This window comes from Paraburkholderia sp. 40 (assembly GCF_050434105.1).
GTDB lineage: Bacteria > Pseudomonadota > Gammaproteobacteria > Burkholderiales > Burkholderiaceae > Paraburkholderia > Paraburkholderia tuberum.
Genome location: NZ_JBNPVY010000001.1, coordinates 156,690 through 183,307, shown reverse-complemented (window position 1 = coordinate 183,307; position 26,618 = coordinate 156,690). Strand labels below are relative to the sequence as shown.

The 26,618-nt window shown below is 60.0% G+C and carries 23 protein-coding genes and 4 pseudogenes; 19 read left to right on the top strand and 8 right to left on the bottom strand.

What is annotated here, in order from left to right:
- Nucleotides 1–9: 9 nt before the first annotated feature.
- Nucleotides 10–1,578, bottom strand: a complete 1,569-nt coding sequence (locus OKW28_RS00945; protein WP_429443121.1) for a DUF1302 family protein — start codon at nucleotides 1,576–1,578, stop codon at nucleotides 10–12.
- A gap of 1,468 nt (nucleotides 1,579–3,046) precedes the next feature.
- On the opposite strand from OKW28_RS00945, the pseudogene OKW28_RS00940 reads away from it, so the two are divergent.
- The 6 genes and pseudogenes from OKW28_RS00940 to OKW28_RS00915 all read left to right on the top strand — a co-directional run.
- Nucleotides 3,047–3,592: pseudogene (locus tag OKW28_RS00940) on the top strand (IS6 family transposase); the annotation flags it as partial.
- An 833-nt stretch (nucleotides 3,593–4,425) separates the two neighbouring features.
- Nucleotides 4,426–4,581 (top strand): SDR family NAD(P)-dependent oxidoreductase, encoded by a 156-nt coding sequence (locus tag OKW28_RS00935; RefSeq protein WP_429443120.1) that lies wholly within the window; start codon nucleotides 4,426–4,428, stop codon nucleotides 4,579–4,581.
- Nucleotides 4,568–4,816, top strand: a complete 249-nt coding sequence (locus tag OKW28_RS00930; RefSeq protein WP_429443118.1) for a hypothetical protein — start codon at nucleotides 4,568–4,570, stop codon at nucleotides 4,814–4,816. The genes OKW28_RS00935 and OKW28_RS00930 overlap by 14 nt, the downstream gene beginning before the upstream one ends.
- 64 nt (nucleotides 4,817–4,880) lie before the next feature.
- A complete protein-coding gene (locus OKW28_RS00925) occupies nucleotides 4,881–5,798 on the top strand; it encodes an alpha/beta hydrolase (protein WP_429443116.1) in 918 nt (305 codons plus the stop codon).
- 34 nt (nucleotides 5,799–5,832) lie between these two features.
- Nucleotides 5,833–7,050: an NADH:flavin oxidoreductase gene (locus OKW28_RS00920; RefSeq protein WP_429443114.1), complete on the top strand. Its 1,218-nt coding sequence runs from the start codon at nucleotides 5,833–5,835 to the stop codon at nucleotides 7,048–7,050.
- A 72-nt stretch (nucleotides 7,051–7,122) separates the two neighbouring features.
- On the top strand, nucleotides 7,123–7,287 hold the full coding sequence (locus tag OKW28_RS00915) for a LysR family transcriptional regulator (RefSeq protein ID WP_429443112.1): 165 nt from the start codon (nucleotides 7,123–7,125) through the stop codon (nucleotides 7,285–7,287).
- A 38-nt stretch (nucleotides 7,288–7,325) separates the two neighbouring features.
- Here the strand turns inward: OKW28_RS00915 and OKW28_RS00910 are convergent.
- A pseudogene (locus OKW28_RS00910) lies at nucleotides 7,326–8,059 on the bottom strand (IS6 family transposase).
- Between the two features lie 400 nt (nucleotides 8,060–8,459).
- Here OKW28_RS00910 and OKW28_RS00905 point away from each other — a divergent pair.
- From OKW28_RS00905 to OKW28_RS00890, 4 genes and pseudogenes are all read left to right on the top strand, one after another.
- Nucleotides 8,460–8,924 carry a (2Fe-2S)-binding protein gene (locus OKW28_RS00905; protein ID WP_429443110.1) on the top strand — a complete coding sequence of 155 codons (465 nt, stop codon included), beginning with the start codon at nucleotides 8,460–8,462 and terminating at the stop codon, nucleotides 8,922–8,924.
- Nucleotides 8,917–11,160, top strand: coding sequence for a molybdopterin cofactor-binding domain-containing protein (locus OKW28_RS00900; RefSeq protein ID WP_429443108.1), 2,244 nt, complete (start codon nucleotides 8,917–8,919; stop codon nucleotides 11,158–11,160). The genes OKW28_RS00905 and OKW28_RS00900 overlap by 8 nt, the downstream gene beginning before the upstream one ends.
- A gap of 61 nt (nucleotides 11,161–11,221) precedes the next feature.
- Nucleotides 11,222–12,547, top strand: coding sequence for a c-type cytochrome (locus OKW28_RS00895; protein ID WP_429443106.1), 1,326 nt, complete (start codon nucleotides 11,222–11,224; stop codon nucleotides 12,545–12,547).
- 398 nt (nucleotides 12,548–12,945) lie between these two features.
- A pseudogene (locus tag OKW28_RS00890) lies at nucleotides 12,946–13,074 on the top strand (IS110 family transposase); the annotation flags it as partial.
- 230 nt (nucleotides 13,075–13,304) lie between these two features.
- Here the strand turns inward: OKW28_RS00890 and OKW28_RS00885 are convergent.
- Together OKW28_RS00885 and OKW28_RS00880 are read right to left on the bottom strand one after the other, a co-directional pair.
- On the bottom strand, nucleotides 13,305–13,526 hold the full coding sequence (locus OKW28_RS00885) for a hypothetical protein (RefSeq protein WP_429443104.1): 222 nt from the start codon (nucleotides 13,524–13,526) through the stop codon (nucleotides 13,305–13,307).
- A gap of 122 nt (nucleotides 13,527–13,648) precedes the next feature.
- Nucleotides 13,649–14,311, bottom strand: a complete 663-nt coding sequence (locus tag OKW28_RS00880) for a DUF3313 domain-containing protein (RefSeq protein ID WP_429443102.1) — start codon at nucleotides 14,309–14,311, stop codon at nucleotides 13,649–13,651.
- A gap of 205 nt (nucleotides 14,312–14,516) precedes the next feature.
- On the opposite strand from OKW28_RS00880, the gene OKW28_RS00875 reads away from it, so the two are divergent.
- The 5 genes from OKW28_RS00875 (at nucleotide 14,517) to OKW28_RS00855 (ending at nucleotide 19,003) form a co-directional block, all read left to right on the top strand.
- Entirely contained in the window at nucleotides 14,517–15,116 is a 600-nt protein-coding gene (locus tag OKW28_RS00875) for a TetR/AcrR family transcriptional regulator (protein WP_429443100.1), read from the top strand.
- A 217-nt stretch (nucleotides 15,117–15,333) separates the two neighbouring features.
- On the top strand, nucleotides 15,334–16,602 hold the full coding sequence (locus tag OKW28_RS00870; RefSeq protein WP_429443098.1) for a paraquat-inducible protein A: 1,269 nt from the start codon (nucleotides 15,334–15,336) through the stop codon (nucleotides 16,600–16,602).
- A complete protein-coding gene (locus OKW28_RS00865; protein ID WP_429443096.1) occupies nucleotides 16,577–18,223 on the top strand; it encodes an intermembrane transport protein PqiB in 1,647 nt (548 codons plus the stop codon). The genes OKW28_RS00870 and OKW28_RS00865 overlap by 26 nt, the downstream gene beginning before the upstream one ends.
- Nucleotides 18,220–18,822, top strand: coding sequence for a PqiC family protein (locus OKW28_RS00860; RefSeq protein ID WP_429443094.1), 603 nt, complete (start codon nucleotides 18,220–18,222; stop codon nucleotides 18,820–18,822). Before OKW28_RS00865 ends, OKW28_RS00860 begins: the two co-directional genes overlap by 4 nt.
- A 13-nt stretch (nucleotides 18,823–18,835) precedes the next feature.
- Nucleotides 18,836–19,003, top strand: coding sequence for a DUF6726 family protein (locus tag OKW28_RS00855; protein ID WP_429443262.1), 168 nt, complete (start codon nucleotides 18,836–18,838; stop codon nucleotides 19,001–19,003).
- Nucleotides 19,004–19,547: 544 nt separating this feature from the next.
- Here the strand turns inward: OKW28_RS00855 and OKW28_RS00850 are convergent.
- A complete protein-coding gene (locus tag OKW28_RS00850; RefSeq protein ID WP_429443091.1) occupies nucleotides 19,548–19,784 on the bottom strand; it encodes a tautomerase family protein in 237 nt (78 codons plus the stop codon).
- A 13-nt stretch (nucleotides 19,785–19,797) separates the two neighbouring features.
- A complete protein-coding gene (locus tag OKW28_RS00845; RefSeq protein ID WP_429443260.1) occupies nucleotides 19,798–20,208 on the bottom strand; it encodes a (R)-mandelonitrile lyase in 411 nt (136 codons plus the stop codon).
- A gap of 136 nt (nucleotides 20,209–20,344) precedes the next feature.
- On the opposite strand from OKW28_RS00845, the gene OKW28_RS00840 reads away from it, so the two are divergent.
- Nucleotides 20,345–21,238 carry a LysR family transcriptional regulator gene (locus OKW28_RS00840; protein WP_429443089.1) on the top strand — a complete coding sequence of 298 codons (894 nt, stop codon included), beginning with the start codon at nucleotides 20,345–20,347 and terminating at the stop codon, nucleotides 21,236–21,238.
- A 58-nt stretch (nucleotides 21,239–21,296) separates the two neighbouring features.
- Here the strand turns inward: OKW28_RS00840 and OKW28_RS00835 are convergent.
- Nucleotides 21,297–21,485: pseudogene (locus OKW28_RS00835) on the bottom strand (LysR family transcriptional regulator); the annotation flags it as partial.
- 671 nt (nucleotides 21,486–22,156) lie between these two features.
- Between OKW28_RS00835 and parS the strand changes: the two are divergent.
- Both parS and OKW28_RS00825 read left to right on the top strand, forming a co-directional pair.
- Nucleotides 22,157–22,729, top strand: a complete 573-nt coding sequence (gene parS, locus OKW28_RS00830) for a type II RES/Xre toxin-antitoxin system antitoxin (protein ID WP_429443087.1) — start codon at nucleotides 22,157–22,159, stop codon at nucleotides 22,727–22,729.
- A complete protein-coding gene (locus OKW28_RS00825) occupies nucleotides 22,726–23,232 on the top strand; it encodes an RES family NAD+ phosphorylase (RefSeq protein WP_429443085.1) in 507 nt (168 codons plus the stop codon). The genes parS and OKW28_RS00825 overlap by 4 nt, the downstream gene beginning before the upstream one ends.
- Before the next feature lie 143 nt (nucleotides 23,233–23,375).
- On the opposite strand, the gene OKW28_RS00820 is transcribed toward OKW28_RS00825, so the two are convergent.
- Nucleotides 23,376–23,987 carry a hypothetical protein gene (locus tag OKW28_RS00820; protein WP_429443083.1) on the bottom strand — a complete coding sequence of 204 codons (612 nt, stop codon included), beginning with the start codon at nucleotides 23,985–23,987 and terminating at the stop codon, nucleotides 23,376–23,378.
- 961 nt (nucleotides 23,988–24,948) lie between these two features.
- On the opposite strand from OKW28_RS00820, the gene ltrA reads away from it, so the two are divergent.
- Nucleotides 24,949–26,472 (top strand): group II intron reverse transcriptase/maturase, encoded by a 1,524-nt coding sequence (ltrA, locus tag OKW28_RS00815; protein ID WP_429443081.1) that lies wholly within the window; start codon nucleotides 24,949–24,951, stop codon nucleotides 26,470–26,472.
- Nucleotides 26,473–26,618: the final 146 nt, after the last annotated feature.

The following is a 26,618-nucleotide window of genomic DNA, read 5'->3' as shown; positions in this document are numbered from 1 at the left end:
TCGGGTAGGTTAGAACTGGTACGTTGCTCGGAACATCAGCTGGTCGTTGTTCGCGAAACCGGCCAGCGCGTAGGTGCTCTGGCCGGGCTGAGCGGGCGAGCTGCGCGGATGCTTCGCGAGAAATATGTCGGCCTCCACGAGGAAGCGCCAGTGATTGCCGTATTGGAACGCAACGCTCGGGATCACGAACGCATCGCCGGTACTGACGTCGACGCCACCCGCGAGTTGCGGATTCAGGCGGCTGCTCATGTAGTTCAGCGTGATGAACGAAGTCAGGATCGTGTCGTGCCGCTTCGCCGGCGCGCTCCAGCCGACCTGCGCGACGATGTTGTCGCTCGACCTGAAGTGCTGGATCCACGTGTCGAACATCTGGAACGAAAGCAGTGACGGTGCGTTCGTTCCGAGCAGCGATTGGAGGCTCAGTTTCTGATCGAGACGAATCGTCGTCAGGACGACGTCCTTTCTGACAACTGGCCCGGTGCCTTGGGTACCGACCGGTAGATTGGTGCCGGTGTTGAAGTAGCGGTTCGGCTGATACGCGATTTCGAAGTTCGCGATCGTGCCGATGCCTGGGATCTCGCCGTTGACGCTCGCGTCGAACACGTTGATCGTCGGGAAGAACCAGTCGCCAAGCGCGCCCGAGGGCGCCTTGCCGATCGGATTGGCGGCCGGATTCAGCACGGGATCCGGCGTGAACGTGCGCAAATACGAGAACGCGTAATTCAGCGGGCCCGCCATGCCGGTCCAGCGGGCGCCGCCCGTCACCGAGCTGGCTTTGCCGTACGGATGGTCGTAATCGTAGAACGTGATGCCGGACAGGAAATCGACGCCCTTGAATGGCTGCGGCATCCAGCGGCCGCCATAGAGATCGTAGGAATTGCCGATGTCGCGTTTGCGATCGAGGCCCGGCCGAATCACGAGTTGCAGGTCGCCGTTGGCCTCGGGCACGCTGATGGTCGCGTTCGCCATGATTAGCGGCTTTCTCAGCTCGTCGCTCTCGGGCTCGAGGAACGAGCGCCACCGATAGTCGTAGCCTTGAATCAGATCGGTCGGGTGAAAGAAGTCCGTTTCACCCCAGACGATCTGCTGCTTGCCCAAACGCAGATGCACACGGTCGCCGATGTCCGTGTCGACGTAGAATTCACGGAGCTCGTTCTGATCGTACTGCGAAAGCAGGCTGCTGCCCGGGCCGCCAGGTGTGTGCTGACGCGCAAGCTCCTGCAACTCCTTCTGGTACGACGTCAGGACTTCGCGGTCGAAGCGGCCGATCGCCGTCCACTTGAACGGGCCGGTCTTCAGGCCTGCATCGAGCTCGAGCGAGCTACGCAGCATTTGCAGATCGCCGGCGGAGTTGGTCGGCGTTTCCGGGTGGTTCTGCAGATTGAGCGACGCCCACGTGCGCACGAAACCGCCGAGTGTCAGGTTGTTCCGCAGGCCGGCTAGGCCGGCGAACATCGAGCCCGTCGTGGCCGGCGTCTGGCTCGTCGCCGCACCCGCAGCCGAGGTCGAAGTCGAAGTCGTCGCGTCCGAAGCGGACGCTGACACCGGAGCCGTATCCGATGCGGAGACCGTGGTCACAGCCGTGTCCGCGGCGTGTGCGTCACACGGGTGGTCGAGAAAGATCAATAAGGCCGGTATGGTTGCGAGAAACGCCGTGCTCCCCCGAGCGCGACGAAGTAGCACTCGCCTCTTTGCCTTTTTCAGAAGCGCTTTCATAATGTTTGTCTCCTCCAGAATTTACTAGTTATGCGAAGCGTTTACCCTAAGTCCCATCCCATCCGTCTTTCTGGGCCGTCAATTCCAGATCGTCCGCGTCGAGGAACGAATCGCAATCCGATGCATGTGCGCGCGGCATGTCGTTACGTCGATGCTGATCGACGCACCAGCTTGTTCGAGCCGCTGCGCGAGGCGCCGAGGTGATCTCGAACCCGGTGCGGAACGGATTTCGCAAAAGACTGCCGTCTCCCTCTCAATTCATATCGTCTTGGGTAGGCATTAAAGCCGCTTGAAAATCGCAGCGTCAATTCACCGCTTCAGATCGTTCCGTACGTTGACACTCGGGGTCTGTTCTCAAAAGGTCGCGGTCGCTGATTGGCATGTACTTAGGGATCGGGGAAACCAGAGAGCAGTCCGTGAACTCGGCGCACGGCGCTACCTAAGATGCTGAGACGAACCGGCCAACGGGAAGTCTTCGTCAACATCTAGGCGCGCGAGCTGACCGCCGAACACGCGATACCGGGCAGGCGATCGTTCATCGAAGCCCTGTTGTGCCGAGCTGCTAACAGCGACGACAGTGTCCACTTGAACTTCGAACGGCACCCCGAGGGTCACAGATCCCTCGGGTGTTTTTTTGAAAATGCACAGAGCGAGCGAAGCTACTGCTATGGAAGACCATGGGGCAGCTCGGGCTGAAGGCCGTGGCTCAACGTCTCGACGTGGAGGTTGCGTTGCGCCTCGGGAAGCACCCGGGGAAGACATCTTGATTGCGTAAGGCGTGAAGGCGAGGATTGTATCGATTCGCAGTCGGCAAGCAGAGCCATCTCTGCACCCATGGTCCCATGTCAGCGACCTGCGCAAGTGTGGCGGCAGCGGCGCCATCAAGGCAGCGATTGCCACTCTGACCGCGTCAGCCCGTGACCGGCTAGCGCTGGTCCATTTTTCTCTCGAACCTGTCCGTCTTCAGCCATGCGGGGAACGTGCAACAGCTTGGCAAAGCGGGTCGCGCGCTCTACGAGCGTTCCGATTGCAGAGCCTCCCAGCCCAATGATCAGATCGCCTTCCCAGTGGCCTGCTACAAGGCGCTGCTCGACTTCCGGGGGGCAGCTTGCTGATCATTATTTCGTGTGTTACAAACTTCCTGCCTCGTTCGTGGGCACGGGTGCGAAGGACGCGTATCCATCAAAGGGTACCTCTATACCGATCAGGAGATAGCATCGTGTTGCGAGCGGGTTCACGATTCACCGCTCTCGAACTTTCTCGAAAAAGCGGCAGACTGGGAAGTCGAGGGCTCTGTCACGTTCGTTGAGCCGTGGGCTAAGATGACGTCATGAAAAAGTCGAAATCGCTGTATCACGGTCGTCGGTTTCCGGCATCGATGATCAGCCACGCCGTTCGCTGGTAGTTTCGCTTTCAGCTTAGCCTTCGCGATATCGAGGAGCTGCTGTTCGAGCGCGGCGTGGTCGTTAGCTACGAATCGATCCGTCGGTGGATAGACAAGTTCGGCGCCGATTTCGCGAATCGTGTGAAGGCCGTTCGTCGCATGCCGGGTAGTACGTGGCACCTCGACGAGAGGTTTGTCACCCTGCGTGGCGAACCGTACCTTCGGTGGCGTGCAGTCGACGAGCACGGCGTCGAACTCGACGTCTTACTGCAAAAGCGGCGCGACAAGGCCGCCGCCAAACGTTTCTTCAGGCGTGTGCTGCGCGCTAACCCGGTGCCACGCAAAATCGTCACCGGTCAGTTACGTAGCTATCCTGCGGCGAAAGCCGACATCCCGGAACTGGTCAACGTGAAGCACGTGTTCGTCAAGGCTGCGGCCCGCGTCAACAATCGTGCAGAGAACAGCCATCAGCCCACGCGTGAACGCGAGCGGGTGTCGACTGCCATGTACCGTTCGGCGGCCGGAAGGGTTCAAGTTTTGGCCGGCGGGAGCAGGGCAGCCACGCGAGAGAACTGTACACGGTCGTCAAAGCTGCTTACATCAATCCGCTTGGCTAAGCAAAAATGGGCGCAGGCAGCGCCGTTTTGCCGCCTCGACCCGTGAATGGCCGCGCCAGAAAGCGAGCGCTGCCGTTCTAATTTTGCTATCGCGAATGTTCCTAGCGTGCCAACACCCTATGCGTGCCAGCTCGATCGCAACCTTGGTGCGCAGATCTGAGGCGTATGTAAGCGCCCCGCCATTTCTCCAATTACGAATCGATGCTTCGTGAATCTCAAGTTGGAAATGTTGGCCGCCGCGCATAGGCTGTTTGCGAGTGAGAAGTGTCCGTGCTCCTTCTCGCAAGTTCTAAGACATTGCGTTGGTGGAGGTCACAGCGAGAGTTTGATTCGCTCGTATCCTGCATCACTACGCATATCCCCGTGGCGTCTAAATCGACGACTCCGATGGGTCTGTTCCGGTTATACACGTCGATGTACCCGCCGATGGAGTTCGGGCATGACTGACCGACTCGTAAGCTTTCAGATTGACATTTCCATATTCTAGATCGCGCCGCAGGTTAGCGCGCGCCGACGTCGCCACGCGGACTCGTGACTGTTTTGGCGCACTACGTACGCGAGTATCGGCGGCGCGGTAAAGGCAAGCTTGGCCTGCGGATCGCCGATCCGTCGCAGCAGCAACTGATTGACTGACTCACCTGCTGCGATCGACCGTACCGAGCCGATCGCGCAACAGTGGCCGACAGGCCGGCGCAATCAGGAGTTGGCATGAGCAAAGTTTGGCTTATAACCGGTGCAGGCAGCGGCATTGGGGCGGGAGTGGCTAGGGCTGCGTTGAAAACCGGCGACGGTGTAGTTGCGACCGGTCGCAGCGTAGCCAAGGTTGAAGCTGCTTTGAGCGAGGTAACCAGTGACAACTTGTGATTACAAGAATGAAGAAAATCCGCCACGAATGATGGAATCGATACACGGAAGACAGGCGGGAGACCCGGACGGGCTCGGTGCCGCGCTGGTTTCGATTGCGGCGATGGGAGATCCTCCGAGGATCTTTGCCGCGGGAAGTGATTCGCTGACGATGATCATTCCAGAGCTCGAGGCGCGGTTGACGGATATGAAGATATTCGAAGCTTTAACGAAATCAACGGACGGTAATTACTAGCGGCGCTTCCTGTCGGTTAGTGCGGAGCGCACATCAGCCCAATGACTAGGTAAGGAAAGCAATCATGCTAAAAGACGTAAGATTTCCAAGCAGTGGCTTAAGCCTCGCGGCCCACCTTTATGTTCCTGAGAACGCGTCGGGCCCCCTTCCGGGTATCGTCATTGGCCATCCCATGGGCGCGGTGAAAGAACAAAGCCCGGCGAACTATGCGGACCGTCTTGTTAAGCAGGGCTTCGTCGTTCTTACCTTCGATGCCGCCTATCAAGGAGATAGCGAAGGTAATCCCCACGGCCTTGAGGATCCGTTCCAACGTTCCGAGGATGTGAAAAGCGCGGTGTCCTACCTCTCCGTCCAGCCAGAAGTTGACCCAAAGCGCATTGGCGCGCTCGGCATATGTGCTTCGGGGGGATATGTGCCGTTCGCGGCTCAGACCGACCATCGCATCAAAGCTGTCGCGACTGTGGTAGCAGCTTGCGTGGGTATTCTTTGGCGCGACGGGATGGATGGGAAGCAAAGTCCAGCCGTGATTAAGAAGCAACTCGACGAGGCGGCGGTGGATCGTACCAACGAGGCCAAGGGAGAGCCGGTACGAATGAGCCAGATCGTTCCGGCGACCCCTGAGCAGGCAGAGCACTTTCCGCCGAAGAGCATGTTTCGGGAGGCCTACGACTACTATTGCACCCCCCGTGCGCAGCATCCCCGCGCGGCCAATCGGTGGGTCGCGCGAAGTGTGGACAAGATCGCTCAGTATGACTCGTACGCGCTTGTCGAGCTCATTGCGCCCCGGCCGCTGCTCATGATCGCAGGCACTGAGGCCGACACACAACGCTTCAGCGTCGAAACGATCAACAGGACCAAGGGGCCGAAAGAACTGTTCTGGATCGAAGGCGCTACGCACATTGATCTCTATGACAAGCCCCAGTATGTCGATCCTGCTTCTAAAAAGGTCGCTGATTTCTTCCATCAGCATCTTGGTAGCTAACTCCATTTCGATGAAAACATCTTAAATCGCCCGCATGCCGCCACCTTTCAATATGGCGGCACTCGGCAATGGTGTTCCCAAGAGTGCACGAAACGTCCATCGAGCAACCATTTTTTCCAAGGTTTCTGCCATGACCTCGCTGTCCCTCTCACCAGTGTTCAGGCCGTTCAAGATCAAGACCCTCACCCTGAAAAACCGCATTGTGATGGCTCCCATGACCCGCTCATTTTCGCCGGAAGGCATACCTGGCGAAGACGTGGCGACCTACTACAAGCGACGCGCGGAAAACGAAGTGGGATTAATTCTTTCCGAGGGGACGGTGATCGACCGTCCTGCCTCGCGCAACGATCCGAACGTGCCGTTTTTTCATGGTGCTGATGCGCTCAACGGCTGGAAACACGTGATCGACGAAGTCCATTCAGTTGGCGGCAAGATGGGACCGCAGATCTGGCATGTGGGTTCGATGGAAAACCCGATGACCACATGGGAGCCGACGGTGCCAGTAGAAAGTCCATCCGGTCTGCTCGCGCCTGGCAAGCCGCGCGGCAAGGCGATGAGCGAGGAGGACATCGCCGACACCATTGCAGCGTACGCGCGCGCAGCGGCGGACGCCAAACAGCTAGGCTTTGACGTGGTAGAAATCCACGGGGCACATGGCTATCTTATTGACCAATTCTTCTGGGCGGGCACGAACCAACGTAGCGATCACTACGGCGGCAGTACGATCGAGGAGCGCTCGCGTTTCGCCGTGCATGTAGTAAGAGCCGTGCGGCAAGCGGCGGGCGAAGACTTCCCTATCATCCTTCGTCTTAGCCAGTGGAAACAACAGGATTACACGGTGCGCTTGGCCGACACGCCCGATCGAATGCGAGCTTGGCTTGCCCCACTGGTGGAAGCCGGCGTGGATATTCTGGATTGCTCGCAACGCCGCTTCTGCGTGCCGGAGTTTCCCGAAATCGACGGGCCCGACGGCCTTAATTTCGCCGGCTGGGCCAAAAAACTTACAGGTGCAGCGACGATCAGCGTCGGCTCGGTGGGCTTGGATAGGGATATCGCAACGTCCTTCGAGGGTGAAACATCTGCTCCTACTAGCCTTGACGGGTTGATACAGCGAATGGAGCGCGACGAGTTCGATCTGATTGCCGTGGGGCGTGCGCTGTTAGGCGATCCTCGTTGGGTGACTAAAGTGCTTGCTGGGGATCCAGAGGCACTGAAGCATTTCAGCCCGGAGGCATTGGCTGAGTTGGTCTAGATCGATTGCGAGGCGACACCCGTCCGAACACTTCACTCTTGCTTAACGGGTGCGGTTTGGGAAGAGGACGAGATGTTGAATATGCTGCAGTTAGAAACATTTGCCACCGTTGTCGAGCATCGGCATTTCACACGCGCCGCAGCCGCGTTGAACATCTCACGTGGTGCGGTTTCACGTCGGGTAAAGGCCCTTGAGGAAAGTTTAGGGACATTGCTGTTGAGGGCGCTGTCACATTGACGATTTCTGGGCAAAGCGATGGCAGGTGAAGGGATCGCTCAGAAGACCGCAGACGGAGTTTGGGCGATGCCAGTGAAAAGCCGCCATGAGTCAAATCGTGCGGCGAGGTGCTTGCGATAGAGAGAAGCGCGCAGCAGTGCCGCTTGAGTGCGAAGTGCTGCTATATCGGACCGAAGCTCGACAGGAAAGCCTGAGTGCGCTTTGGATGGCGAAAACCTCGCATGCGCCGCTCGCGTTCACGCGTGGGCTGATGGCTGTTCTCTGCACGATTGTTGACGCGGGCCGCAGCCTTGACGAACACGTGCTTCACGTTGACCAGTTCCGGGATGTCGGCTTTCGCCGCAGGATAGCTACGTAACTGACCGGTGACGATTTTGCGTGGCACCGGGTTAGCGCGCAGCACACGCCTGAAGAAACGTTTGGCGGCGGCCTTGTCGCGCCGCTTTTGCAGTAAGACGTCGAGTTCGACGCCGTGCTCGTCGACTGCACGCCACCGAAGGTACGGTTCGCCACGCAGGGTGACAAACCTCTCGTCGAGGTGCCACGTACTACCCGGCATGCGACGAACGGCCTTCACACGATTCGCGAAATCGGCGCCGAACTTGTCTATCCACCGACGGATCGATTCGTAGCTAACGACCACGCCGCGCTCGAACAGCAGCTCCTCGATATCGCGAAGGCTAAGCTGAAAGCGAAACTACCAGCGAACGGCGTGGCTGATCATCGATGCCGGAAACCGACGACCGTGATACAGCGATTTCGACTTTTTCATGACGTCATCTTAGCCCACGGCTCAACGAACGTGACAGAGCCGTTTGTAGCGCTGTGCCTGTTATCGGATATGCATGTCCGACGCTTGTGCATTGGACATCAGTGCTGCTGTCGTTTCTATTCGTTAAGCGATCAATCGGTGGACCTGGTGCGTCAGGTCTGTGGGATAACTTGTCTAGAATTGGGCAACACACTGATAGTTTTGGGCAAGACGCAGTCTGCTTTTGCCTTATAGACTCTGCGATAGGCCGAATTCGACCATGCTTTCTCATCCCAGCAATGGACGTCAGAAAACTTCCATAGTTTCGAGCATGAGAGAGCTCATTTCCTGATAGTGCCCCAGAGGCTCGTCGCATGACTGCTGGCGTAAAGGGCGCGGCACTCAATCTAAGGTGAAAAGCGTGATCAACATTAGTGTGAATGGTGAGCAGCATATGTTCGACGGTAACGCCGAGATGCCATTGATGTGGTACTTGCGCGACGAGCTTGGGCTCACTGGTACCAAGTTCGGCTGCGGCATGGCGCTATGCGGCGCCTGCACTGTGCATCTGGACGGCCGGCCCGCGCGCGCCTGTATGACGCCCATCGGCGCAATCGAAGGCCGTAAGGTCACGACGATCGAAGCCATTCACGAGCAGAAAGTCGGCGCGGCTGTGCAGGCCGCGTGGATCGAGAAGCAAGCACCACAGTGCGGCTACTGTCAATCGGGGCAGGTGATGTCGGCGGTTGCGCTCCTCACGACGAAGCCTAATCCCACCGATGCCGATATCGACGACGCCATGAGCGGCAACATCTGCCGCTGTGCGACCTATCAGCGGATTCGCGCGGCGATCCACGAAGCATCGGAGGCGCTCAAACATGCGTGATCCGAAACTCAACGAAAGCGCCGCGGCGGGCGCAACGCTGTCGCGCCGCCAGTTTCTCGCGGGCATGTCGGCGCTCACGCTTGCGGTTGGCTTTCGCGGCGGACTGGCGGTCGCGGCGTCGCTCGACTCCGCCGAGAAACTAGGCACAGCGTTCACGTTTGAACCGAATGCGTTTATTCGCGTGAATGCAGACGGCTCGGTCACGGTCATCGCCGAGTATCTGGAGATGGGCCAAGGCACCTTCACGGGCCTTGCGACGCTGGCCGCCGATGAACTCGATGTGCCGCTCGACCGGATCACGGTCGAAGCCGCGCCCGCCGACGTCAAGAAATACGCGAACCCGATGTTCGCTTCGTTCGGCTGGACGATGCAGGCCACGGGCGGCAGCACGGCGATGGCCGGCGCATGGAAGCAGATGCGCGAAGCCGCCGCCGCCGCACGCATGATGCTGGTTGCCGCCGCCGCCAAGCAATGGAAGGTGGACCCGGCCAGGCTGCAGGTGGAAAACGGCGTGATTGTCCACGAGGCTTCGGGCCGCCGGGCGGGCTATGGTCAGTTCGTGGCCGCCGCCGCGCGCGAGCCGCTGCCCGCGAAGGTGGTCGTCAAGCAGCCCGCCGATTTCAAACTGATCGGCAAGCGCGAGTCGAAGCGCGTCGATGTCCCGGCGAAGGTGAACGGCTTGGCCATCTACACGCAGGACATCAAGGTGCCGGGCATGCTGGTGGCCGTGATTGCGCATCCGCCGCGACTGGGCGGCAAGGTGCGTCACGTCGATGCCAGCAAGGCGAAGGCGATTCGCGGCGTGGTCGCGGTCGTGCAGATTCCAGGCGACGACGAAGTGCAGGGCGGCGTGGCCGTGCTGGCGCACAACACGTGGATCGCGCGCCAGGGCCGCGACGCGCTCGCGATTGCGTGGGACGACAGTCACGCGTTCGCGCTCAGCTCGACGGATATCTTCAGCCAGTTCCGCACGCTCGCCGATCGGCCGGGCAATGTGGCCGAGCAGCGCGGCAAGGTGCTCACGAGCGCACCTGAGGGCGGAAAATATATCGAGGCTGTCTACGAGCAGCCCTATCTCGCCCACGCGCCGATGGAGCCGATGAACTGTCTGATCAGCCTCAAAGGCGACCGTTGCGAGATCTGGAATGGCGAGCAGTGGCACACGGCCGATCAGGCGATGGCGGCGAAGGAACTCGGTCTCAAGCCCGAGCAGGTGACGATTCATCAGCTTTATGCGGGCGGCAGTTTCGGCCGCCGGGCGAATCCGCATTCGGACTTCGTGCGCGAAGCGGCGCGCGTGGTGAAAGCCGCGCACGCGCAGGGCGTTGACGCGCCCATCAAGCTCGTGTGGATGCGCGAGGACGACATGCGCGCGGGCTATTACCGCCCGCTCACGGTGCACAAGGTGCGCGTGGCCGTCGACAAGACGGGCAACCTCGTTTCATGGAATCATGATGTGGTCGGCCAGAGTTTCATGCAGTTGCCGAAGCCCGATTCTATCGATCCGGTGCTGATCGAAGGCGCGGCCGATATCCCTTACGCGATTCCCAATTTCCGCGTCGCGCAGCACAAGGCGAAGCTGCCCGTGCAGACGCAGTGGATGCGCTCGGTCGGGCACACGCACTCGGCGTTCGTCGGCGAAACTATGATGGACGAAGCCGCGCGCGCAGCCGGTCAGGATCCCTATGCATTCCGTCACGCGCTGCTCGCGAGCATGCCACGCCATCGCGGCGTGCTCGAACTCGTGGCGCAGAAGGCGGGCTGGTCCATGCCGCTCAAACCCGGCCCGCAGGGCACGCGGCGCGGGCGCGGCATCGCGCTGCAACTGGCGTTCGGCACCTATGTCGCGCAGGTGGCGGAAGTGACGGTGCAGCCCGATGGCGCGTTCACAGTGGATCGCGTGGTGTGCGCGGTCGATTGCGGCATGGTGGTGAATCCGGACATCATCGCAACCCAGGTGGAAGGCGGGATCGGCTTCGGCCTCACGTTCCTGCGCACGGCCATCACGTTCGACAAGGGCCACGTCAGACAGGGCAATTTCAACGACTACCCGGTGCTGCGCATGAGCGGCATGCCGGTGGTCGAGGTGCACATCGTGCCGTCGAAGGAAGCGCCGACCGGCATCGGCGAGCCCGGCGTGCCGCCCGCCGCGCCCGCCGTGGCGAATGCGCTCGGCGCCGCCACGGGCGCGACGATCCGCGCGCTGCCGCTGGGTGATTCGCTGCGCCCGGCTTGATTGCGTGGACTGATCGCCTGGCTTGCGTCGAACCGACAACACTAATAAGCACCCACACATCGTGAAAATTCGCAGAATCATCGGCTATACGGCGCTCGCGGCTGCCGTGGCCGCCGCCGTCCTGTGCGGCCGCGCCTGGCTCACGCCGGCAGGCAGCGAGCCGCAACCGCCCGTCGCGGGCACGCCCGCCGATCTGGCGGCTATCGTGGCGCACGGCGAATACCTCGCCAAAGCCGCCGATTGCGTCGCCTGCCATACGGCGCAAGGCGGCACGCCCTACGCGGGCGGGCGGCCGTTCAAGCTGCCCTTCGGCACGATCTACTCCACCAATCTCACGCCGGACAAGGACACCGGCATCGGCAACTGGAGCGACGACGCCTTCGTGAACGCCGTGCGCGCGGGCATCGGTTCGCACGGAAATCTGTATCCGGCGATGCCCTATACCTCGTATACGCAGCTAAGCCGCGACGACGTGCTGGCGATCAAGCAGTACTTGCTGACGCTGCCCGCCGTGCATCAGGCGCCGCCAGCGAACGACCTGTCGTTCCCGTATAACCAGCGCTGGGGCATGGCCGCCTGGAACGTGCTGTTCTTCCGCGAGCAGCGCTTCGTCACCGATCCGGCGAAGAGCGTCGAATGGAATCGCGGCGCGTATCTCGCCACGGCGCTCGGCCATTGCGGCGAGTGCCATACGCCACGCAACGCGGGTTTTGCGATGAAGTCGCGCGATTATCTTTCGGGCGCGGAAATCGAAGGCTGGAAGGCGTACAACACGACCTCGGATCAGAGCTACGGCATCGGCGCGTGGAGCGATCAGCAGGTCGCGCAGTATCTTTCGCGCGGCCATGCGCCGGGGCGCAGTTCGGCGGCGGGGCCGATGGCCGATGTCGTCGAACATAGCCTGCAATATCTGACGCCCGGCGATATCGCGGCGCTCGTCGCCTATCTGCGCAGCGTCGCGCCCGCGACGGGCGCGCAGACGAACGAGGCCGCGACGATCACGCTCGATCCGTCGGCGGCGCGCGCATCGAACGCGGTGCTGCCGGGCGCGAGCGCCACGACGCCGGCGCTCGAACGCGGCCAGCGTCTCTTCGCAGGCGATTGCGTGGGCTGTCACCAGTGGAACGGCGCGGGCCGCCAGAGCGACTATGCCTCGCTCGCGGGCAGCCACGCGGTCAACGATCCATCGGGCGCGGCGCTCGTGCAGGTGCTGCTCAACGGCACCTCGCTCACGGTGAATGGCCGCTTGCAGCAGATGCCGGGTTTCGCGGGCGCGTATGGCGACTCGGATATCGCGGCGGTCGCCAATTTCGTGCTGAGCCATTTCGGCTCGAAGGAGGGCACGGTGACGTCTGATCAGGTTCGCGCACAGCGCGCTGCAAAGTAATCCGACGAGCACCCGCTACTTGTACTGAGCTCCCAAGTGAGCTCTCGTTCGTCGGCGTCCGCAGCTTGAATAGTGTCCCAATAACAATTATCCGGAGACTGGCAAGGACCAGACGGCGATCGCGGAATTAGACCCACCGCGCGGCGGACTGCTCAATAGCGTCCACCAGTTCACGCAGGGCGACCGCATCTCGGAACGATGGCGCCGCGCGCGTGCGATGACGGATATTGTCAGCCAGACGGGCGCAAATTCGCGCGACATTACGTGCTCTTACTTTTTGGGCTAGACAGTATGACTCCGTGAGGCAAAGGCTGGCCTGCCGCGAGGAGTCAAACGCGGGTTAGCATTGCTGCCAGAGCCGCACGGTGCGGACAGGGTCGCACCCGGCGATTTCCAGCTTGGAACACAATATCACGTTGTACGTCGGTCTCGATGTACACAAGGAATCGATCACGGTCGCGTATGCGCTCGGCTCCGGCGAAGTCGAACTGCTGGGCAAGATTGGCACGACGCAGGCGCAGGTAGAAACGGGCTACGATGCTTGCCCATAATCGGCACCTCCTTGTCCAAAGGATAGATGTCCGTTTTTCTGGGTCAACTTCAGTCCTCGGGTTTGATCACCTGGTCCGTTGAGACACAACCGGACATAAGGCACATGCAAATGACCGACGGCATAATCGCGGGTCGCAAGCGTTTCATACTTTGTTTCCTTCGTCGAATGCCTGGGTTGACTAGATGCACATCGATGACCGGGGGTTTAACGTGGGGCTGTATGAATACCAGAAGAGAAGCCCACGACGAGCGTGACGTAGGCGATGCCGGACAATAGTCCGGCCAGCGTGCCGAACACGTTTCTGGCGACCGCGCCGCGTCGGAAATGGACTGGAATCCCCACCAGAAGGTACGCGATCGCAAATACGATGCAGACCATCAGAGGCGGGGGTGCAAGCGGGACAAGCAAGTCAGCTAGAGCACGCATGAGCAAACCTCGGTGAAGTCCGCAGCGGCCGCCCTCTCTGCACAGCCGGCTCCGGTGACTCATACGGTGCAGACGCTGCCCGCGAGGGAAAGACTTCAGCTGGCGCGGTTCCGCGAGTCGTTTTAGTGAAGCTGGGCGACCAGCGCGTCAGCTCCCTTGTCGATGCCCGTCTTCGCCGCGCTCAAAGAGCCGAAGGCTGCAACGAGGTTCATCGCATTAGGATATTGCTTGGACACGTATGCCTTCAGCAGTTGGCCGTTGCCGCTGTCATAGATTTCCACGGCGTAGGAAACCGAGCCGCTGAAGGCTCCCTGGCCGCCGCGGACCGACTGCACGCCGTTATAGAGATTGCCTGCCAGGTCGAAATGCATGAACTGGCCAACCAGCGCCGTTGTTTTTTCCGCACCGGTCAAGGTCAGCTTGATGCGCAGCGTACTAGGGCCCGGCTGTTGCGCGGCCTGGAAGCGAGCGGCCAGTTTTTCCGAAAACTTCTTTCCCATGTAATCGGCAAGCTCGGTGCGGTCCTCCGCCTTCATCTCCCCGAACTGGTTGTCACTGCCCTGATAGACGACGACCGGGTCCACGAGAACCCGGGTGTATCGCGACCAAGCCGCGGGGGCAGTGTATTTGTACGGCACCTTGCCGGCATCGTCATCGCGGTTGTGCTGCAACTGCGACGACGACGAAATACCCGCGTAGGGCAGAGGCTGCATACCGGCGCATGCCGACAGGGTCAACACCGTGACCGCGGTGAAAAGAAGCGGGACGACGTTTTTGTTAAGCATTTGGCGTTCCTCGAAGGAAAGTTCAAGCGTGGCAAACCCTCTGTTCCGGGCGGATTCGACGAGACCGGACAGTAGCACTGCCGTTACTCTTTGTAAACCGTCTAGACGGATTGTTTTTGTGTAGGCGCGACAGTATAATTCCACCGGTCGGCTCCACCAGCCGCAACGCCCCGCCGCAAACATCGCAACGTCATCGATATCGACAATGGACAATCAGACCCGCTCGGAGATTTCCCGCAGAAAGGCAATTGAAGCCGCGCTTACTATCCTGACGCGGGATGGTGTCGGTGGACTGACGTTCGATTCGCTGTCGCGCGAAAGCGGCATCAGCAAGGGGGGGCTCCTGCATCAGTTCCGTACGCGGCACGGGGTGCTGTGCGCGCTGCTCGATTATCAGCAGCAGCAGTTCGAGCAGATTTCTCGTGACTATCTGAAGAAGGAAGGCTCAACCAAAGCCGAACCGATCCTCGCCGCCCGGATCGCGATTTACCGCGAAGCCATCAAGCAGCCGAATTCCGTGGCGCGGGCCAGTCTCGCCGCGCTGATCGAGAGTCCGGCCCTGCTCGAAGAGATCAAGACGACTGACGAAGCAGTCATGCAGGCGGTGCAAGATGGCGCGGCTGACCCGGACTTGTCGCTGCTGCGGTATTTCGCTGCCAGCGGTATCGCATTTCACGCAATGCTGGGCATGTCGACGTTGAGCGAATCGGCTCGCAAGCGACTCTTCGAGAGGCTCCTCGACGAAAAGAGCTGGGAGTCGCGGACGTTGTCTTCAAAACGTCGTTCCGCGCGGTCCGCAGGCTGACGTCATGCTGTGAGTTCACCGCCGTTCTAGCGCAGCTTCTCTCCCGATGACGCCCGGCGGGCGATGTTCGGTCGAGTTCAGGGATCGAATTCGGACCAGAATTTTTGACTAAAAACAAACCGTCTATACGGTATGTGAGACTTCGTCTAGCAGTGTGAGTCGGGCGCCTGGTAGGAGGTGCCCAGAGTAGGGCGAGTTCGAAACTGGGATGTCAAAGATGGATGAAGCCAGGCTTATCGCGTGTCACGGATGTGATCTGCTCCAGTGGAGGGCGCCGCTATCCGAACGCGGTACCGCGCGCTGCCGACGTTGCGATGCGGTCCTCTATCGGAGCCTGCCGGCGACGTACGATCGCGCGTTGGCGCTCACCCTGGCTGCGGCAGTTCTGTTCGCGGTCGCCAATTGCTGTTCGATCGTCGAGCTTTGGGTCAAGGGCGCATTCGTCGATACGACGTTGTTAGGCACGGTCGCATCGCTGTGGCGTGACGGAATGTGGCCGTTGGCAAGTCTGGTCTTCGTGACGACGATCCTGACGCCTTCGTTGAACATCGCGGCGGTGATCTATCTGCTGTTGCCGTTGCATCTGGGGCGTTCGCCGTACCGCCCCGAACTCGCTCTGCGCGTGCTCAGACAGGTTGCGCCCTGGGGAATGGTCGAAGTGCTGATGCTCGCCATGCTGGTCGCGCTCGTCAAACTCGAGCATTTCGCGACCGTCGTTCCCGGTTTCGGGATCTGGGCATTCGGCGCGGTGATGGTGCTGCTCGCAGCCGCCGCTGTCTCGTTCAATCCGGCCGATATATGCACGCGTATCGACAGCGGGCCGGATGACAATGTCTTGTCGCTCGTGCCGGGAAAAAATGAGGCAACGCCGACCGCGGCTCGCACCGGTCTATTCAGATGCCATGACTGCGGCCTGGTGTCGAAGCCGTTCGCTCACTTCCAGGGCGGGATATGCCCACGCTGCAACGCAGTGTTGCATCTTCGCAAGCCTCATAGTCTTGCCCGTACCTGGGCATTCCTGTCGGCCGCGATGGTCCTCTACATCCCGGCTGTTCTGTTGCCGGTCATGGTCACCAGTACGGTGTTCGGCACCAAATCCGACACGATCCTGAGCGGCGTCGCGTCGCTCTGGACCTCCGGTTCGTGGGTGCTTGCCATCGTCGTGTTCATTGCCAGCGTTGTGGTGCCTATGATCAAAATCCTGTTGCTCACCTATCTCGCGTGGAGCACCCAGTTGCGCTCTTCGGTCGTCCCGCGAATACGAACGCGTATGTACCGGGCGTTAGAACTTGCCGGTCGCTGGTCGATGCTGGATATCTACGTCATCACCATGCTGGTTGCGCTCGTACAGTTCGGTTCGCTTGCTACGATCGATGCCGGTCCTGGCGCGATTGCATTCGGAGCGGTGGTCGTGTTGACCATGCTTGCCGCGTTGTCGTTCGATCCCCGGCTTATCTGGGATGCAGTGGAGTGGGAAGGTGAATAAGTTGTCGGGACAGAAAGACAGGGAAGACGCGGCCGATTTTCCGACAGCAGTCGCTGTGAAGCCGTCGAGACGGCGCGTACAGATTGTGTGGATCGTTCCACTCGTGGCCATCCTGATCGCGGGCGGCCTGCTCGTGCAGTCGATCATGCGAACAGGGCCGACCATCACCATCAGCTTTGCCACCGGCGACGGCATCGAGGCCGGCAAGACGAAGATCAAGTTCAAGGACGTCGATATCGGCGTGATCAAAAGTCTGGCGCTTTCCGACGATCACAAGACCGTGCTTGCCAGTGCCGAAATGACCCGCAGCGCGGCCAGCATGCTTGTCGACGATACCCGTTTCTGGGTCGTTCGGCCACGCATCGCCGGCGGCACGGTGTCGGGCATCAGTACCTTGATTTCCGGTTCCCACATCGGCACGGACATCGGCACGTCGCGCGAGGCTCGACGCGATTTCGTCGGTCTGGAGTCGCCGCCGGTCCTCGCCATTGGCACGCCTGGGCGCGAGTTTGTGCTCACAAGCAAAAATATCGGCTCGCTCGATATCGGTTCGCCGATTTTCTTTCGGCGACTTCAGGTCGGGCAGATAGTCTCGTACGCCCTCGACCCCGACGGCGCCGGAATGACAATACATGTCTTCATCAATGCGCCTTACGATAAATACGTGACGAATGACACCCGCTTCTGGCATGCGAGCGGCGTGGACGTTAAGTTGGACACGACCGGCGTCACGATCGACACGGAATCCATGGTGTCTATGCTCATCGGCGGCCTTGCGTTCGAGAACCCACCAGAATCGACCCGGGGCACGGAAGCCGACGCGCTGCACGAGTACGAACTTTTCGCGGCACGCGTCGAGGCGATGAAGCCGCACGACACCATCATCGACAAATACGTGTTGAACTTTAAGGAGTCGGTGCGGGGGTTGATGGTTGGCGCTCCGGTCGACTTCCGGGGGATCGTCATTGGCGAGGTCACCGCGATCCGCGCGCGTCTCGATCCGGCGACCAGGGAGTTCAGCATTCCCGTCGATGTGAACATTTATCCGGAGCGTCTGATTTCGCGCGATCACTGGGACCGCAACGCTGGAAACACACCGGCGGATAGAAAGCGGTTCGCGGACTACCTGGTATCGAAAGGGCTGCGGGCACAGCTAAGAACCGGCAGTCTTCTTACCGGACAACTGTATGTCGCGCTCGACTTCTTTCCAGGCGCCCCCAAGACGGCGGTGGACTGGAGCAAGAGGCCGTCGCAACTGCCGACGGTGGCGGGTAATCTCCAAGGCCTGCAGCAATCCATCACGAGTCTCGTCGCCAAGCTCAATGCGATCCCGTTCGAGGGGCTCAGCACGGACCTGCGCAAAACGCTCGGCGATGCCGACACGCTGCTGAAAACCATCAATACCGATATCGCGCCGGACGCCAAAGCGACCTTCGCCGCGGCTCGAGACGCACTGTCGACGGCGAATCGCGCGTTGCAAAGCGACTCGCCCTTACAGCAGGGCACCGCCGGGACGATGCATGAACTGTCGCAGGCGGCGGCCTCAATCCGTTCGCTGGCTGAATATCTCCAACGGCACCCCGAAGCGCTGATCCGCGGCAAGACTGAGGACAAACCATGAGCCTGTATCGAGTGCTCGCCTTCGCGACAATCGTTTTGAGCGTCTTCGCAGTGGGATGCACGACGTCGCCCACCACACGTTTTTATACGCTGAGTCCAGTCCAGGTTGGCGAGCCGACGCCGGCTGTCAAGCCGATAGCGATCGCGATCGCGATCGGCCCGGTCACGGTTCCCGATCTGGTCGATCGCCCGCAAATCGTCTCGACCATCGACGCGAACAGAGTGTCCATCGACGAGTTCGCCCGATGGGCCGATCCGCTGAAGAGTCAGGTTGGACGTGCACTCGCCGAGGATCTCACGCAACGGATCCCAGGTTCGGTCGTGTCTGTCTATCCGCAGCGTACGACTGGTAGCGGCTACGGGGTGTCCGTTGATGTGCAGAGCTTTGATTCACCGATAGATGGTGATGCGGTGACATTGGCCGTGATCTGGTCGGTGCGACCGCCGAAGGGGAATTCGATTGACGGACGCAGCGTTGTACACGAGGCCATACGGGGGCCTGGCTACGATGCGCTCGTCAACGCACATAGTCGAGCCCTCGCGTCCGTGGCAAAGGATATTGCTATGGCGACGCGGTCCGCTCTGGGCCAGCGAAACTGATATGGAGCTTGTGATGAAATCTTCTGTTTATGCGGCGTTAGCCATTCTTTGCATCACGCTGGGCGGTTGCGGCCTGGTTGCCGCGCCGTGCCGTGTGGCGTCGGCGGGGTTGACGGTCGTGCCGGTCGTTGGTCATGTGGCAGCGGCGCCGACGGATGCTTGTGCTGCGGTTATCGATTGATCTGTGCGCGACGAAGTCGGCTTCCGCTGGGACAAGCTTTTGCCGGACATTACGTTCAGGTTGCCAGGTATGGCTACGTGAAAATGGCCAGTAGCTCACCCGCCCAATCGGAAGTTCAATCGCTCGAATTGAGTGCTGCTCTGAGATGTATGCAGGTGTGCAGCAAGACAACGAGCCGATCTTGCGCGACGAGACGCGTTTGAAGTGCGAGAAGGTCCGCAGCATCAGCGGCGACACAGATTCCGCTCGCTCGTGAACCAGCGCCTCGACAATTCCGCTGCTCGGCCTTTCCTCAAGATCAACCGACAGACCGGGGTTGGCCTCGAGCAAATGTTGTCGCCACGGCGGTACATACGCGACCACGGAGGCTGTATTGGCGAGTAGCCTCACACGGCTCCTCATCCCCCGCGCATAGTCCTTGATATTTTCCGTCATGGCAATTCCCCGCACGGTCTCAATCAATATCTGCCGCCGGGCGCTTCATGAGAAACGCGGGCCGATCCGCGGCTGGAACGGTACCCTTTCGGCCGCTGGATTCCAGCGCTCAGAGCTGCGATGGATCGTAGCCCGGCTTCTGATACAGCGTATCCCACTTGTCGCGGATGTCGTGGTTGTAGACATCCTTGACCCAGGCCGATGGCTGCACAACCTCGATGCCAACGGAGACGGACTCCTTGCCATAGCCGAGGATGCTGGCCACCATCTTCGTGATGCCATCGGAAAGCTGTTGCTTTTGCTGTTCCGATTTGCCGGGCCACATCTTCACAATTACGTGCGGCATCGATGACTCACTTTTAGCGTGCGGCAACGGAGCCCGGATACTGTTCGTCGGCAACGTGTTCGAGCCAATCGACCGCCTTGCCATCGAGCGCCTCTTGGATGGCGATATGCGTCATGAAGGTTTCGGCCGATGCGCCGTGCCAGTGCTTCACGCCCGCCGGGACCCACACAACGTCGCCTGGCCGGATGGCCTCAAGCGGGCCACCCCAGCGCTGCACGTAGCCACTGCCGGCCGTCACAATCAGGGTTTGGCCGCGTGGATGCTCGTGCCAGGCCGTACGCGCACCCGGCTCGAATGTCACACTGCCGCCCGACGCACGAGTCGTTTCGTTCGGCTGAAACATCGCGTCTATACGGACGGTACCCGTAAACCAGTCGGCGGGTCCCTTGACCGAGGCAACGCTGCCGCAACGCTTGACTTCGATTTCCATTTACTGCTCCTGTTCAGAGGTTCGCCCGTGGCACCCATATGCGCCACGTGGCCGTTGACTGAACTTTACTGCTCACCCGGCCCCACCGGTAGCTGCTAGACTTCGCTAACTGATATGAGCCGGATTCATAATGCCGAACGTCGACCTTAATGTCCTGCGAGCCTTTCTCGTCGTCGCCCGCGAGCGAAGTTTCACCCGCGCTGCCGCTCAACTCGGCGTATCGCAGTCCGCCTTGAGCCATTCGATGCGTGGCCTCGAGGAAAAGCTGGGGCTTCGCTTGCTGACCCGGACGACGCGCGGCGTGTCACCCACCGAAGCGGGTGAGCGACTGTTGACAAACGTCGGGCCGTACTACGAGCGGATCGACGCCGAACTGGAGTCGTTGAGCGCATTGCGGGATAAGCCGTCGGGCCTGATCCGAATCTCGGCTCACGATCATGCGGCCGATACGATTCTCTGGCCGAAGCTCAAAGAGCTGCTACGCAGTTATCCCGATATTTCGGTAGAAATCAACATTAATTACGGCATGGTCGACATCGTTGCCGAGCGATTTGATGCGGGCGTGCGAAGCGGCGACCTCATCGCGCAGGGCATGATTGCCGTGCGGATAGGCCCCGATTTCAGAATGGCAGTCGTGGGTTCGCCGGCTTATCTTGCGTCGAATGGACATCCGGCGAATCCACGCGATCTGGCCGCCCACAGTTGCATCAATCTTCGTCTTCCGACGCGTGGCGGGTTATATGCATGGGAATTCGGGAAGAGACGGGACACGCTGCACGTGAATGTACATGGCCAATTTATCTGTAACACGACACCTCAAATGCTCGAGGCCGCGGTGGAAGGGTACGGACTTGCTTATCTGCCGTACGATCTCGCGGAACCTCATATCGCCGACGGTCGTCTTGGCAGTGTCCTTGACGATTGGTGCCCGATGGTGCCGGGGTACCATCTTTACTATGCGAGTCGTCGGCAAACGTCGCCCGCATTTGCCTTGATTGTTGAATCGTTGCGATACGGCAGCTAACGACTGATACGACCAGGCTATGAGACAGCGACGGAGATGCGGCTATTTGCTGCGCTCTTCAGCGCCGGTAACCGGACTTGAGCGCGTCGACCACCAGTTCGACGGCCCGCGATTGCCCGACAAACGTCGGAAACCAGTCTTCGAGTACCCAACTCAGGCGCCTAGCCTGAAACTGCGTCTCAGCGAGATGCTTCGACACATACGCTAGTCCAATGCCGCAGAGCGCTGCGTAGATCATTTGATAGACTTATTAACAGCGCCTTGAAATACTGCTCGCCACGCGAATGTCGCCGGCGCGCAACTTCACCAACCGAAGCGTGACCGCGTGTCCGGTCATGCAGCGGCAAGTCCAGTGCATTGGTAACGACCACCCACGTCGGTCCGGGCGAACCGGAATCTCGCCCAGTGAATCGATTCCGGATTTGACATAATTAAGATTACCAACAGAAGTGAACTATCCAGTTACTTTACGCGAAAGGGGCGATCGGCTGTGGGCTATCCGCCCCTTCATTGCCGGCTAGGAGGGGCGTGGAACGAAGGGCATGAAAGTTGTGGCTTTCATACCCTTCATTTGCCGCCCCTCGAGAGGAGGGCGCAAATTCGTGCGGACCACAGGCGGCCAACCCCAATACCTGCGACGTGCTCTCTGTCCGGCCGTGACGCGCAGGCAGCGCGGAACGGAGATCGACGCATCTCGGCAGATCTCCGCCTGCCGACGGCACATGGGACGACACGCGCAGGGGCTTGGCGCAGAGGCATGCCGCGAGCCGCGGCGCTGTCCTCGACGTCACTGACAGATGCCGGCCGACGCCAGGGTGCAGCATTTACCGGTCTCCGCGCTGGCGTGTCGAGCTCCGCATTGAATGCAAGCGACACCTGTCGTATAATTAGACGACAGATGACGGAAAGGAGTCCCGTATGGTAGCTACAGTCGAGAAACCCCTAGGAGCACCTTCTTCCCTCGGAGCGGCGCGCTTCGGGAAGTTACTGCATGAAATCGGGCTGTTGATTCATTCGCGGGGCGAGTCACGGCATGATGACGTGGAGCGTGCGAAACCGTCGGATTCGCACATCGACCGCCTGGGCGCGAAAGGGCTCGAACGGTTCGCCGACATGGAGCCGCTCCTGGTGCACGATATGGTCACCCGCGGTCTGCCGGTTCTTCTCGCGCGAACCATGATGGATTCCTATGAACTGGTCCAGAAGGATGCTGTTCTGCAGGCCATCGGCGTAAGTGAGAGAACGCTTCAGCGGGGGAAGGACGCGGACCGGCGGCTCGACAGCAACGCCAGTGATCGACTGCTTCGGCTCGCCGCTATAACGGAGCACGCGATCGACGTGCTTGGTTCCCAGGAGGAGGCCGAACGCTGGCTCCTGAAACCAGCCTTGGCGCTGGATCAGCGACGGCCGATCGACCTGCTGCAAAGCTCCGAAGGAACAGAACTCGTCAAGGCGTTGCTCACCAGAATGGACTACGGGGTTTACGCTTGACGCCGCTGCCGGCTGCTTTGGGCAGCAGCGGTTTCGCCGCCTGGCGACTGGAGCGCGAAAAGTACGTGCCCACGTGGGACACAGCAGAAGGCGCCTTTCAGGTCGGAGGTCGTTGGTCCTCAAAGGGGCGACGTGTGATTTACGCGTCGCTCGACCCGGCCACCACCATCCTTGAAGTGGCCGTGCACAAGGGTTTCAATGTGCTGGACACAGTCCCGCATCGACTGCTGGAAGTGGAAATTGATGCGGCACCTGTCTATGTGGTCCATAAATCGGCCATTCCCAATCCTAACTGGCTTCAGTCCGGCACCGTCAGTCCCAATCAGCAGGCGTTTGGTGACGCACTGTTGTCCGAGCATCCGCTGGTCTTGATCCCCAGTGTTGTCAGCGGCCATTCGTGGAATCTTCTGATCGACACCGCGACGGCAGCCGGAACTTTCAGGCTTCGAAACGACGAGCGGTTTGCCTTGGATACGCGTCTGCTACCCGGCGCGCATCCTTGAGGTGGGGCGAACGGGAAAGAGATCGCAAACGGCATAGCCGCTCGCCTCATCGTTGCATTGTCGTATTGATTGGCGCTAACGCTTATGCGGCCCACGGGCGCTATTTCGACCAGCGTACAGACGTCCCCGTCACCGGGTGACAATCAGCCTGCAGGCTGCCAATGACCGTCAACGAGCGAAACGCCCTGGTTCGCTTGACCCTTGCCGGTTACGTCGGTGCCAAGTACGCGGAACGACGTTTGAAGTTGCTTATTGTCCGCCCACTTCGGCACGTCGACCATCTCGTAGGAGTAAGTGACGGTTGTGACGGTTTCGCTGCCGATTTTCGTGGGTTCGTCCCACTTCAAAACCTCTATGAGCTTCACCTTTCCATAGCAGAATCGGCCGTAATCCTTGCCCGGGAAAGGCTGGCGCTTGTCCAGGACCAGCTGCTTTTTGCCTTCATCGGTAAGCGCGAAAATGGCCTTCTTGCGGAAGTTGGTGGAGTAGTCTGGGCCTTCCTCTTTCATCGTTGCAATGCCCGCCTGCACGAAGCCCACTCCCGCGTCGTAAAAAGCATAGGGGTTGCCGTGATCGGCGGGCTCGGCCGTCGCGGGCCAATCTGTTGGTGGCAAGCAGCGAACGGGGTTGGCCGCAAGTTTCTGGTTGACGGCCGCAGCGAAGTTTTCTTCATTGGGCGTCGACTTGCTTGAGCACGCAGCCGCCAATACGGCCGCAGCAAGGAAACAGAGATGGGACAGGGGGCGGATTTGCATGTTCGAATCAGACCAACTCAATGTGATTGCACGCGCGAAATGTTACATGAAGCTCGCGAACTAGCGCGCGAGGTACGCCGCATCCATCACGCCAGCCATTGAGGTATCGCCGACTTTCGCTTGTTATGAGATCGCGAGACCGCGGTCGTACGCGGTTAAGTCGAGTCCACTTTCTCTACTTACCCGGATCCTTACTGGGAACTCAGTTAGCGCCGCGAAATAAAGTCGAACCGGATCGGATGTCTTTAGCTGAAAGCAGTGTAGGAACTGCATCGGTGCAATGGCCCCGAGTGATGTGACCCCGAAATTGCAAACAAACCGCGCTGCCGTCCAGGATATACTGTGTTTTTATACAGGTGCGACCTGCAAAGTCGCTATCGCAACTGTCCTGCCGATAGCATCTGGTCGGACAGGACCTGCTGTTCTGCCAGCAGTAGCCTACTTGATCGTGCGTCACTGGTAACGGTGGGGTGCGGAGCTTCAAGGACAACGACCGAGGCGTTAAGCCTAGCTGGAGCTGCGAGGCGAAAGCGACACCTGCAAGCATCGATGCGGGAAGCGGAAGGGCTCGGATGGCGTGGCTAACGTAAGTGAACTCTCGCAAGCGTCGTGAAAACAGTCCAGCCAAAGATGCTGACAGGCTGAGGGCAAAAGCTAAGCGACCGGGTGCATTCAGTCTGTTGGGGATGCACGCAGACACTGCGTCGTCGGCGTAAAGAGGGAGCCGCTGCCATCTTGTGGTGATAGCGGAACAGGGTAAGCCCATCTCGCCGCCCTCCGGGGCAGGCCGACCGCAAGGGAGGCTGTTGGCGAAGTGGGTAAAGGAGGTTGGAGAAAGCGAATGCCAGACTGTAATGGCCTGGATACGAGCTGGAACATTGCTCGACACGAAAGTGGGCAGACTTCCAACTGGTCTCTCATCACGAGATAGCTTGCGTAATCTTTGAAGGCGAGAAAGCAAATGAACGGGCAGTCAACGTGTGCGCTGGCCGACCGGGGCGCGTCGTGGCACAGCATCGACTGGGACACCGCTCACGCCACGGTCAAAAGAATGCAGGCACGTATCGTGAAGGCAACACAGGAAGGTCGCTGGAACAGGGTCAAGGCCCTGCAACGGCTGCTGACCACCTCGTTCTACGGCAAAGCTTTAGCCGTTAAACGGGTTACGGAAAACAAGGGCAAACGTACACCGGGCGTCGACAAGGTACTCTGGTCGACACCGGATGCCAAATACATGGCGATAGACTCGCTAAAGCGGAGCGGCTACCAACCGATGCCGCTTAAACGTGTCTACATCCCGAAGAGTAATGGCAAGCTGCGCCCACTGAGTATCCCTACGATGCGCGACCGGGCGATGCAGGCCCTACACCTGCTCGCCCTCGATCCCGTATCCGAAACGATCTCAGATGCGCAATCCTATGGATTCCGCAAAGAACGATCCACACACGACGCGATAGCACAATGCTTCCTGAACGCCCGCTACCACGGCAACCCAAAGGATCGGGGCGCACGGGTTTCGGCACAGTGGATCCTTGAAGCGGACATCCGCGGCTGCTTCGACAACATTGACCATACGTGGCTTCTACAGCACGTGCCGATGGATAAGGCCGTGTTGGCGAAATGGCTTAGGGCCGGTTACCTGAAGGACGGCACATTCGCGAAAACAACCGAAGGCACACCACAAGGCGGCATCATCAGCCCTGTGCTCGCCAACTTCGCGTTGAATGGGCTGGACAAGGCTATATCGTCCGCCTTCAAGAATGCATCGCAGCGTGCGGCCCACAAGGTCAATCTCGTGCGATATGCCGACGACTTCGTCATCACTGGTTTGAACCGGGAAGTGCTGCAAGACATCATCACACCGGCTGTCACCACGTTTCTCGCATCACGGGGACTGGAACTCGCTCCAGAGAAAACGAAGATCACCCATCTCACAGAAGGTTATGACTTCCTTGGCCAGAACATCCGGCGATATGGCGACAAACTGCTTATCAAACCGGCGCGGAAGAATGTGCAGTCCTTCCTGCAAAAGGTCCGGGACGTCATTCGAAGGCTATGGTCAGCGCCGCAACACTCGTTGATCGACGCCCTCAATCCAGTGATAACAGGCTGGGCTAACTACCACCGCCACATTGTTGCGCAGGAAACCTTCTCCAAGGTGGACAGCCATATCTGGTACGCCATATGGCAATGGGCGAAGCGACGCCACCCAAAGAAGCCTCCAGAGTGGGTTATGCGACGTTATTTCCACCAGATCGGTCTGCGGCGCTGGGTCTTCGGCGCCTCTACCGAACAACTGGACGAAAGCGGACGCCCCCTGCTCCGGATACTTCGGACGGCAGCTAGCGTCCCCATCGAACGGCATCCGAAAATCCAGTCGGACGCCAACCCATACGATCGTACGTGGCACCCCTACTTCGCGCAGCGTGCTGCGATCCGAAGCCGGGTCTCCCGCGCACGGCGGACGGGCCACGGCCGCAGCTAGACCGCGCGCTGTCATGACGCAGGTACAGAAGGCCCTGTCGGTACGTTGTGCCGCCGGGTTAGTTCAACCACTGGCCTTACAGAGGCTTGAGCCGTATGCGGGGAAACTCGCCCGTACGGTTCTTAGGGGGCGGCGGCGCAGCAATG

What these genes read in the sequence shown, in the direction of transcription:
- OKW28_RS00935 (WP_429443120.1), top strand. Translation starts at nt 4,426, where the DNA reads ATGAGCAAAGTTTGGCTTATAACCGGTGCAGGCAGCGGCATTGGGGCG.
- OKW28_RS00925 (WP_429443116.1), top strand. Translation starts at nt 4,881, where the DNA reads ATGCTAAAAGACGTAAGATTTCCAAGCAGTGGCTTAAGCCTCGCGGCC.
- OKW28_RS00920 (WP_429443114.1), top strand. Translation starts at nt 5,833, where the DNA reads ATGCCGCCACCTTTCAATATGGCGGCACTCGGCAATGGTGTTCCCAAG.
- OKW28_RS00915 (WP_429443112.1), top strand. Translation starts at nt 7,123, where the DNA reads ATGTTGAATATGCTGCAGTTAGAAACATTTGCCACCGTTGTCGAGCAT.
- OKW28_RS00900 (WP_429443108.1), top strand. Translation starts at nt 8,917, where the DNA reads ATGCGTGATCCGAAACTCAACGAAAGCGCCGCGGCGGGCGCAACGCTG.
- OKW28_RS00885 (WP_429443104.1), bottom strand. Translation starts at nt 13,526, where the DNA reads ATGCGTGCTCTAGCTGACTTGCTTGTCCCGCTTGCACCCCCGCCTCTG.
- OKW28_RS00880 (WP_429443102.1), bottom strand. Translation starts at nt 14,311, where the DNA reads ATGCTTAACAAAAACGTCGTCCCGCTTCTTTTCACCGCGGTCACGGTG.
- OKW28_RS00875 (WP_429443100.1), top strand. Translation starts at nt 14,517, where the DNA reads ATGGACAATCAGACCCGCTCGGAGATTTCCCGCAGAAAGGCAATTGAA.
- OKW28_RS00870 (WP_429443098.1), top strand. Translation starts at nt 15,334, where the DNA reads ATGGATGAAGCCAGGCTTATCGCGTGTCACGGATGTGATCTGCTCCAG.
- OKW28_RS00865 (WP_429443096.1), top strand. Translation starts at nt 16,577, where the DNA reads ATGCAGTGGAGTGGGAAGGTGAATAAGTTGTCGGGACAGAAAGACAGG.
- OKW28_RS00860 (WP_429443094.1), top strand. Translation starts at nt 18,220, where the DNA reads ATGAGCCTGTATCGAGTGCTCGCCTTCGCGACAATCGTTTTGAGCGTC.
- OKW28_RS00855 (WP_429443262.1), top strand. Translation starts at nt 18,836, where the DNA reads ATGAAATCTTCTGTTTATGCGGCGTTAGCCATTCTTTGCATCACGCTG.
- OKW28_RS00850 (WP_429443091.1), bottom strand. Translation starts at nt 19,784, where the DNA reads ATGCCGCACGTAATTGTGAAGATGTGGCCCGGCAAATCGGAACAGCAA.
- OKW28_RS00840 (WP_429443089.1), top strand. Translation starts at nt 20,345, where the DNA reads ATGCCGAACGTCGACCTTAATGTCCTGCGAGCCTTTCTCGTCGTCGCC.
- parS (WP_429443087.1), top strand. Translation starts at nt 22,157, where the DNA reads ATGGTAGCTACAGTCGAGAAACCCCTAGGAGCACCTTCTTCCCTCGGA.
- OKW28_RS00820 (WP_429443083.1), bottom strand. Translation starts at nt 23,987, where the DNA reads ATGCAAATCCGCCCCCTGTCCCATCTCTGTTTCCTTGCTGCGGCCGTA.
- ltrA (WP_429443081.1), top strand. Translation starts at nt 24,949, where the DNA reads ATGAACGGGCAGTCAACGTGTGCGCTGGCCGACCGGGGCGCGTCGTGG.